Genomic DNA, 4,106 nt, shown 5'->3' with positions numbered 1-4,106 from the left:
ACCATGCCAGCGGTATCACCGTTACGATAGATGCTGCCACATTGGCAACCGGAGCCGGGGAACTCCCCGTAAAGGTATCGGGTACGGTAGATGCCGCCTATGCGGGTAAGGCATTCGATATACCTATTACCGTACTTGGGCAGCAACTCTATGTACGCGTCAACGTAGGTTGCGGGGCATATACTACTGCTATGGCCAACAGGACTATTGTAAAAGGTACACCAAAGCCAAACGGCGACTCCGACTGGTTGCAATTCCAGTGCTTCAACCTGGGGGCAGATGCGACTTTGAGTAATCCGTTCCAATACCTCATAGGGGAGTATTACCAATGGGGGCAGAATGATAGCGATTGGCTAGATGGACGCTATGGAGCCGATGATGCTTGGGGTGATGGTAATGCTTGGGGTGATAGTTGGGGTTCAGCGCCTAAAAATCCCAATAAAGGCAATGATGATCCATGCCCTACAGGATGGAAAGTTCCTTCCATAACACAATGGGAACTTCTCTTTGACTTATACGATAGTGGTGATATGAGTAAAGCTAAGAATAACACGTGGAAGCCAGCAGGCACATTTGCTGAGGGAAAGTACGGTGGTTATATGATCGGAGGAGGTTTATTTCTGCCTGCTGCGGGGATTCGCAAAGATGTCAATGGGTCTGAAAATGTTGGCAGCGCTGGTTATTATTGGTCTAGTATAGTATGGGATAGCAACTCTAGTGCTGGCAGTATGTCATTTACTGTTAATGATGGTTCTAACTTTTCATCCTCATATGGACCAGAAGACAATGGACTTCAACTCCGCTGCGTAAAATGCGCCGATGGCGAAACATGTAACTAACCCTCTTCGTCCTTCGGGATTTGCAACCCCGAAGGACATACTATAAGAATCTTATAAAAGTTTAAACAACAAAATATGAAAACAACAAAAACACAAACCAAACCCTACTGGCTGGGCTGGTGCAAACTGCTGGCACTACTGGCAGTATTCCAGATTTGCAGCCCGCAAGCTGAGGCACAGGTGACCATAGGCTCAAACTACACCCCCGTAAAAGGGGCCTTGCTCGACCTGAAACAAACCGATGCCGAAGGGCTGAATTCCACACTCGGACTAGGCGTATCGCGCGTATACCTTGAGGAAGAAGACGCCCTGTACCCCATGTTCGACAAAGCAACAAGCTCTGCGACCGACTATGTAGACGACAAAGGCAATGCAATAGCCAGAGCCACTGCCGACCAGCGACATGTGGGGCTCTTAGTCTACAACGTTAGCGACGAAGACCCTTTCTGTCCGGGACTATATGTGTGGACAGGCGAGAAGTGGATGCGACTGCCGGAGGATTGCGAGGGTAATACTCCATCAACGAATCTCATATTCTACCCCAACTACAATGTAGATGCCGGATTGGACGAATCCGACCCACTATATAAATATGTAAATACTCTGGGTTCATTTATTCAGGGTACAACCGACGACTGTACCCGTGGCGCCGGAGTAGCTCACAGTGCAATGCCGGCCGGAGTATTCAGATATACCGGAGCCGAAGGCGAAGCCTTTGCAGGATACACCTACGACCATGCCAGCGGTATCACCGTTACGATAGATGCTGCCACATTGGCAACCGGAGCCGGGGAACTCCCCGTAAAGGTATCGGGTACGGTAGATGCCGCCTATGCGGGTAAGGCATTCGATATACCTATTACCGTACTTGGGCAGCAACTCTATGTACGCGTCAACGTAGGTTGCGGGGCATATACTACTGCTATGGCCAACAGGACTATCGTAAAAGGCTCACCACAGCTTACTGGCGACCCCGACTGGCTGCAATTCCAGTGCTTCAACCTGGGGGCAGATGCGACTAAAGATCCATTCCAGCGTATAGTAGGTGATGAAAAAGGTGAGAATGGTACACTCGGCTGGTTATTCCAGTGGGGAAGGAATGCTGACGGACATCAACTGAGAAATAGTGAAACAACCTATGAACAATCGGATAATATTAATCCGGGGCATAATAAGTATATAGAGGTGATAGCAGCCGATTGGATAGATGATGATGTTGCAGACAAGCTGCGCTGGGGAGATGACTCCGAAGGTAAAGATCAACTAAGAGGACCTACAGACCCTTGTCCTGCGGGCTGGAAAGTTCCAAGCCACCTACAATTATTAAGTATCCTTTATTATAACACTAATTATTTGAACAGCACAGCGGATATTGGTGGCCTAAAGATAGGCAATGGTTTGTTTTTGCCTAGACCTGGTAGACGCTCGGACTTGTCTGGATGGGGGAATTATTGGTCTAGCACGGGTTATGTTGGCTCTGCTGAGTCTTTAACGCTTTCGGTGGGCTCGTGGTACCCCAACCAGTCTGGAATGGCTGGGAGTGCCTCTGTCCGCTGCGTAATCGACACCGACAACCCGTGCAACAGTACTACCCCTATACAGTCGGCTAAAGTAGAAAGCTGCCTGCCATATATGTTTACCTACCAGACCATGACACTGACTGCTACAGGATATGACGCTGAAGACAATGTGGTGCCAATGGCTCTATATCAGTGGTATGTAAACGATGTGAAAATAGATGGGGCTACGGGCGAGACGTTCAAGCTAACGCCTGACATAATATCTACCCTCACGCTGGAAGATGATGGCTTGGGTAATAATGTTGCAGAAGTGCCTGTATATTGCAAGGTCAGTAACTCAGAAGGTACCAAAAATTCCAATATATATAAGATAACTATTGTAGAGGCGACTAAAGGCGTGCTATCGCCTATCCATGTAAATTCAGTGGATGAAAATGGTAATTCTTTAGGAAAAATAACTATTGCCCATGTAAACTTGGGTGCAGAAACTGATACCGATCCATGTAGCATGTGGGGCGATCTGTATCAATGGGGACGCCCGAAAGACGAACATCAGCTACGAGCTAATAACGAATTTACAGATGAAATATCAGACAAAAATGTTCCGGGACATCCTAAGTTTATCACAGCCTCAAGTTCACCATACAACTGGCGTAGCGGATACGAAGATGCTCTTTGGGGAAATGGTAGTGCAACAGATATAGATCAAAATAAAGCTGATAATGACCCGTGTCCTGATGGCTGGAAAGTACCGAGTCACCTTCAATGGTGGTCGATATATGGTACAGGAACAATTAGTAATACAACTAGTTATTTTTTTCGTGATGCCTCTACCAATGACTGGGCATGGATAGGAGATCCGTCCAAAGCAGATAGATACGGAGTATTTCCCGGAGGTGTTAATATAGCCAAAGCACTTTATTTACCAGCTGGTTTTAAACGTAGTCATTATGATGGAGAAATACTTGAAAATTATGTAGGTATATCAGGTTATTATTGGAGTGCATCAGTTATTCCGAGTATTTATTCATATGCAATGAATTTTGCACAAGATGGTATTATGATTCTAAGGAGCAATCGTGCATATGGTTATTCTGTCCGCTGCGTAAAATGCGCCGATGGCGAAACATGTAACTAACCCTCTTCATCCTTCGGGATTTGCAACCCCGAAGGACATACTATAAGGATTTACCCAATCCGATATGATATCATCCCGCAGGCTATTGGCTTAGCCTGCGGGAACTTTTAAAAAAAATGTCCTCTTATATGTTAAAGTATAAAGCGGGCGAAACTCTTCCCCCAAAAAACTCCTCCCACCCAACCCTTTTCTTCTTTCCTTTGTTCTATAAAAAAAATCAAAGGAAAATCAAAAAAGAATAAACAATTATGACAAGTATCAATTTACATTACCGACCCTCGGAGAGAGCCGGAAACTATCCCGGTAGCCTGTACCTACAGGTTATCCATGAGAGGAGGGCACGCAAAATCACCCTTCCCTATAAGATATACAGGGAAGAGTGGGACAGTAAAAACAAGGCAATCGTTGACAGTACCTCCCAGCGGGACAACTACCTGTACGAAGCCCGCAGGGGCATCGAAGAAGAGACTGTCCGCTTGCGGGCTATCATCCGCGAACTCGAAAGCAAAAACAGCTACTTCGAAGTGGAGGAGATTACCGATGTGTACCATTCCAGCCGCATGGAAGAATCGGGCGAACACAGCCTGAAGAAACTCGTCTCCCGCCTGA

General features: G+C 46.6%; 3 protein-coding genes. All 3 read left to right on the top strand.

Annotated features, from left to right (window positions below; translation table 11 throughout):
* A partial coding sequence (locus tag D0T84_RS20865; protein WP_221413158.1) for an FISUMP domain-containing protein occupies positions 1–839 on the top strand: 839 nt, incomplete at its 5' end.
* A gap of 75 nt (positions 840–914) precedes the next feature.
* Positions 915–3,497 carry an FISUMP domain-containing protein gene (locus tag D0T84_RS20860; protein ID WP_163309822.1) on the top strand — a complete coding sequence of 861 codons (2,583 nt, stop codon included), beginning with the start codon at positions 915–917 and terminating at the stop codon, positions 3,495–3,497.
* 248 nt (positions 3,498–3,745) lie between these two features.
* Positions 3,746–4,106: Arm DNA-binding domain-containing protein (locus tag D0T84_RS20855; RefSeq protein WP_255495517.1), on the top strand; the 361-nt coding region annotated here is incomplete at its 3' end.

It is taken from the genome of Dysgonomonas sp. 521 (assembly GCF_010501055.1).
In the GTDB taxonomy this organism is placed as follows: Bacteria; Bacteroidota; Bacteroidia; order Bacteroidales; family Dysgonomonadaceae; genus Dysgonomonas.
The sequence above is the reverse complement of the archived record's forward strand: the minus strand, read 5'-3'. Positions and strand labels throughout refer to the sequence as shown.

Coding starts and splice junctions, on each gene's coding strand:
- D0T84_RS20860 (WP_163309822.1), top strand. CDS start 915: ATGAAAACAACAAAAACACAAACCAAACCCTACTGGCTGGGCTGGTGC.